At 60.2% G+C, this 4,355-nt stretch carries 6 protein-coding genes; 1 reads left to right on the plus strand and 5 read right to left on the minus strand.

Going from position 1 to position 4,355, the window contains the following annotated elements; genetic code table 11:
- Positions 1-122: 122 nt before the first annotated feature.
- Genes FK527_RS17040 through FK527_RS17055 form a run of 4 tightly spaced genes read right to left on the minus strand, consistent with a single transcriptional unit; the run spans position 123 to position 3,777 of the window.
- Complete coding sequence (locus FK527_RS17040; protein WP_246072878.1) at positions 123-1,412, minus strand: ThiF family adenylyltransferase; 1,290 nt, start codon at positions 1,410-1,412, stop codon at positions 123-125.
- Entirely contained in the window at positions 1,409-2,551 is a 1,143-nt protein-coding gene (locus FK527_RS17045; protein WP_124086373.1) for a CBASS cGAMP synthase, read from the minus strand. The genes FK527_RS17040 and FK527_RS17045 overlap by 4 nt, the downstream gene beginning before the upstream one ends.
- Positions 2,545-3,546 carry a CBASS cGAMP-activated phospholipase gene (locus FK527_RS17050; protein ID WP_144735863.1) on the minus strand — a complete coding sequence of 334 codons (1,002 nt, stop codon included), beginning with the start codon at positions 3,544-3,546 and terminating at the stop codon, positions 2,545-2,547. The genes FK527_RS17045 and FK527_RS17050 overlap by 7 nt, the downstream gene beginning before the upstream one ends.
- 6 nt (positions 3,547-3,552) lie before the next feature.
- Positions 3,553-3,777 (minus strand): DUF2188 domain-containing protein, encoded by a 225-nt coding sequence (locus FK527_RS17055; RefSeq protein ID WP_023093135.1) that lies wholly within the window; start codon positions 3,775-3,777, stop codon positions 3,553-3,555.
- Positions 3,778-4,065: 288 nt separating this feature from the next.
- Here FK527_RS17055 and FK527_RS17060 point away from each other — a divergent pair, with 288 nt between their 5' ends.
- Entirely contained in the window at positions 4,066-4,254 is a 189-nt protein-coding gene (locus FK527_RS17060) for a helix-turn-helix domain-containing protein (protein ID WP_246072880.1), read from the plus strand.
- Here FK527_RS17060 and FK527_RS17395 read toward each other — a convergent pair.
- Positions 4,164-4,355 (minus strand): hypothetical protein (locus FK527_RS17395; protein ID WP_222116181.1); only part of this gene is annotated, 192 nt, incomplete at its 5' end. The two genes, FK527_RS17060 and FK527_RS17395, sit on opposite strands and share 91 nt — an antisense overlap.

Raw genomic sequence — 4,355 nt, forward strand, 5'->3', positions numbered from 1 at the left:
TTGAATTCATCACTGTGCCGGCGACGCGGCAGGCTCTTGGGGTTCATGGTGGGCTCCTGTTGTTGGGCTCGCACCATGGTCTTTTATCTCGGGGCTTGTCTCAAGATGGGATGGCCGGACGCTTACACCGAAAGCATGGGCGTCGGAGGCGGATAGTGGCCGCACAGCCAATGCCCGAGAGATTCTTCCCCGGTGGCATCTATGAGCAGGTCCAGCTCTCCCAGTTGGGCATGCCTGACATCCACGGGCAGCGCGCGAATCTCGGCGCCTGGCGCCAAGCGCTTGAGTTCCTTCGCCATAGCCTCCGCCTTGTTCGACAGCAGGTCCGGGAATCCGAGGCGATGGCGCCCGATGTTTTGCGGGAGAAGGCAATCGAAATCCACCAACGTGAGTTTTCCGCCACATGTCCCCGCCCCAGCCTTGACAAGCATGTCCGACAGATAGCCACCAATCGTGCCGCATCCAACGACGGCGATGTTCTTCCCTGCAAGCGTCTTTGAGTTCGGCATGTTCCGCTGGGCAAGGTACCGATCGTCAATTCTGACCACCGAAATGGGCATCACCTTCAACCCATAGCTCGAATCCCTGCGATCTATGAGCTTGCTCTTTTGGACAAGACTTTGGCGGTCGTAGAGAACCGCAAAGCCATAGGTCATCAGCGGAGACTCGATGACGATCAGAACTCCGTTGGCCTTCTTCCTCTCCCCCTCCTTGATACGCTCGTGAATCTTGCGCCGGCACCGGGGATCAAGAGTGCTCTGCCACGCCAGGATATCTCCGACTGTTTCAGGAGGCCAATTGCTAGTCAGAGGGCGCGGTTGAGCACCGGTCTTTACTCGGTAAGTCAGCACCGTTCTATCGGTGACCTGGTAGCCGAGCGACTTCAGCTTCTCAGTTGTTCGATCTTCGTTGTCGGTGATGAACCACAAGGGGCACCCATTGGCATGCGCGACGATGCAGTTCTGTCGCCCTAGATCCTCGCCTTGCATGTCCACGAAACAATGCCAGCCGTGCCAATAGGCGAAGAACTCTTCCGCGAGGTCTTCGATCATCTCCCCCTGCATGATCTGCCCGAACACGACGGCCGCGCGTTGCAGGCACGCCAGCGACTGTCCGACAGGATCGTAGATGTCCAGAACGACGGTCCCCTTGGCGAGATAGCAAAGCCCGCCATCTGCGCCAAGATGAGGAACCGCTGCGGGCAGCTCAGGAGGGATTTCCAGCAGCCGGATGCGAGGCAAGTCGAAGAACGTGGGGTCGAGCTGGACTTCGCACGGACAACCCTTGTCCGCTTGGGGCGAGGTCAACCGCCCGTGCAGCCTGAACCAGCCGTCATCCGTCTTGCCAACAAACGCGAAGCCTCGCTGCTTGAAGGCCTCGATCACGTCTGCGACCGCTGCGGCGCTGCTCATCCAGCTTTCGTTCGTCCGATGAGTTCGCTAGGACCAGCAGTAGCGGGAGTCGCGGCAATAGTGGCGGCAACGGACACCACCTTGACCCGATCCGGCTCGTTCGGAAAACGTGGGCCAAATTCGCCTCGCATCCAGATGCAGGCCTGTGAAGGACTGCCGGCGCCGGTTGCTCCGCGAAGCGCCTTCTCAAACTCTTCGAATGCTTTGGCCGCATCTTCGACACCCGCTTGGCCAAGTCGTTCCGTGAGCGATTCGGACTCTTCCACGGGGTTGTTCACTCCCCCACGCAACCGGGCTGGCAGTGCCGCGACGACATCCAGCAGAGCGAGGTCGTCGCGCCTATCGCGTTTCTCAAAGAGCGGGGCCGCGGCGGCCATCAACAGGATCGAGGCAGGTCCTCCGCTGGACCACTTCCAATCGCGGAACGCCTTCAAGTAACGAACCACGCGGCGGAACTGCTCCCCCTTGGCTTCCACTTCGCCCAGGAACCATTCCTTCACGGGCCTCGGGTCAGAGGACATCCAGTTGCATTCACGATGGGCCAGGAGAACCTTGTCAGCCGGCAGCGCGGTCCACGCATCGCGCTCTGCCATGTTCACCGCTTCCGTCAGCGAGTCGTAGCCATATCGCTCCATCGAAGCCTTTGCGAGCGTGACAAATTCCTCGTCGGGAATGGCGTACAGAGGAATATCAATGTGAGCATACGCAGCAATGACGATGCGTATGCAGGTCGGCTTGTCGGTGACAAGCTTCCACCGCCTTTCCTCGACCAGCGGCTTCAATGCTTCTTCCGCAGCGGCAAAGAACACCGTCGCCGCAGTGCTGGGACGCTTCGTCTGCGAGACGAAACTCATTGGCAGATAGCAGCCATCGTCGACATCCGCCTGCTGAGGGTGTTGTGCCGGGGCGTTCAGCGTCTTGTATGCCCACGACCCTTGCGTGAAGAAGCGCGGCTGCGGCACGTCTTCCGTGTATCCGTTTGCCCTAAGCACGCGGGGGATGCCTGTGCGCAGGCAGTCCCTGACGTCAGTGCGTGCGCTGGCGATCCAGGCGCGCTGCCCAGGCGTCAGATCCAGCTCGTCGTGCATGCAGGATTCGTCATCAAGGGTGGTGAAGAAGAGTGGGCTCAAGTTCAGCATGCGGCCTCCGGAACATTCTTGTTGGGGCCGTGATAGAAGATGGGAGCGTCGGCCTGGTGCGCTCGAAATGGTTGGAAAAGAGGATCGCCGAGCGCACGCTGCGCCGCGTGGTTGCCGCGATCCTTGAGCGTATTCGTGGCGCCAATGGAAACCCGATCCAGCGCCTTCACGTCCTTGCTTTGATCCGGCGTCGCCTTGTCGTCGATCTGGAAGTAGTTGTTGCCCAACGCCTGCCGCAGCATGTAGTCCACCGACGACTCCTGGGCGGAGATCACGAGATCGAAGAGTCCCCCGCGCCACTTGCCGAATCCGCGGTCGAGGCTGGCGCCGCCACGAACGGTCGCACCGATGGTCATCGTGCCGATGGCGAGGACCCGAACCAGCGCATCCTGCTTCGGCGCCAGGAACGTCTTGACTTCGTGCAACCCGAACAGGCCCGGGGCGTTGCCCACCAGCCCCCCATCCGCGAAGACACCGCGGTCGTTGCGCGCCAGAGGAAAGTAGACGGGCGCGGCGGCTGTCGCCAACGCCACATCAACGACCTTCATGCGGTGATCCAGCTCAAAGGACGGATGGTGCGGTGTCTTGAAGAACTGCCCGCGTCCCGTCGAGTAGTTGACTGCCGGCACAAGAACACGATGCTTCAGGTCGCCTATCGTGGTCCCTTGGAAGCGCTCGGTCAGTGCCTCTTTCAATCCCGCTGAGTCATGCTTTGCGGTCAGCCAGAATCCCAGAAGCCGCCGCGGCAGGCTGCGGCAGCCAAAGATGCGGCTGCCCTGTTCTTCAAACAGTGCCTTGAGTTCATAGGCCGGAATTTCCGCAGCCAGCCCCAAAGCCAGCATCCCTCCTGCCGATGTGCCGCAAATCAGATCAAAGTGCGAAGCGATCGGACGGCCCAGCACGGTTTCGAGTTCGGCGAGAACCGTGGCGGTGTACAGGCCGCGATAACCGCCCCCTGACAGGGCGAGCACATGGTAGGTAGGGATGCCCGTCATGGCACTTCAGCCCTTCGGCGGGAAGGAGTCGTTGCCGTGGCTGTCCTTGTCACGGATACGGCCATCCGGACGATGGATGACGAGTTCGGATTGCTGGTTGCGTGCGATATCCCTCGCTGCGTCAATGGCCTGTTGCTGCGTGTCGTGCACGGAGGTCGCCCGCTGATTGCCGGCTCCCTTCACGGCCCAACCGTCCTGATGAGGAACAACATGCTGATTCTTGCCTGCCATGATGACTCTCCTACAGTGGAACTATCGAAGTCCCAGCCGCTCGGCTAGGTTGTCAACGGCCGCCCGCTGTAGCACAATTCGTTGCTCACGCAGACAACAGGAAGGCCGAGCCAATCCAACCTGGAGCAGGCGTAAAACCTACATCTGTTGTCTGGCTGGACAACAATGTATCAGAGCGCGTGCGCCGGTGCAACTGGGCGTGCGGTGTGCGCCTTTGAACATCAACCGGATGTGGAGGGGCAACAGAGGGCTTGGCCCTTCTTCCCGCAACCGCAAGGATAAGAACTCATGCCGCAAACAGGCCTAGGCGTCGCCCTCAAGACGCTACGCGAACGCAGAACCCTTTCCCTGCGTGAGATCGGCCAGCTATCGTCAGTTGATCATGCTTATGTCCACCGTCTCGAAACAGGCGAGAAGACAAACCCATCCCAAGACTTGGTGGAGAAGCTATTTGTCGCATCCCTGACGATTGTATAGACTCCCGCCGCTACCCCCTGTTCATGGCTCGTGCCGTTTTGCAAGCCCTGATTGAGGAACATGAGCAAGCCAGCAAAGGAGCCCGTACACCATGATGATCG

Origin of the sequence: Extensimonas perlucida (assembly GCF_007655255.1) — a bacterium.
Lineage (GTDB): Bacteria > Pseudomonadota > Gammaproteobacteria > Burkholderiales > Burkholderiaceae_C > Extensimonas > Extensimonas perlucida.

Coding starts and splice junctions, on each gene's coding strand:
- FK527_RS17055 (WP_023093135.1), bottom strand. CDS start 3,777: ATGGCAGGCAAGAATCAGCATGTTGTTCCTCATCAGGACGGTTGGGCC.
- FK527_RS17050 (WP_144735863.1), bottom strand. CDS start 3,546: ATGACGGGCATCCCTACCTACCATGTGCTCGCCCTGTCAGGGGGCGGT.
- FK527_RS17040 (WP_246072878.1), bottom strand. CDS start 1,412: ATGAGCAGCGCCGCAGCGGTCGCAGACGTGATCGAGGCCTTCAAGCAG.
- FK527_RS17060 (WP_246072880.1), top strand. CDS start 4,066: ATGCCGCAAACAGGCCTAGGCGTCGCCCTCAAGACGCTACGCGAACGC.
- FK527_RS17045 (WP_124086373.1), bottom strand. CDS start 2,551: ATGCTGAACTTGAGCCCACTCTTCTTCACCACCCTTGATGACGAATCC.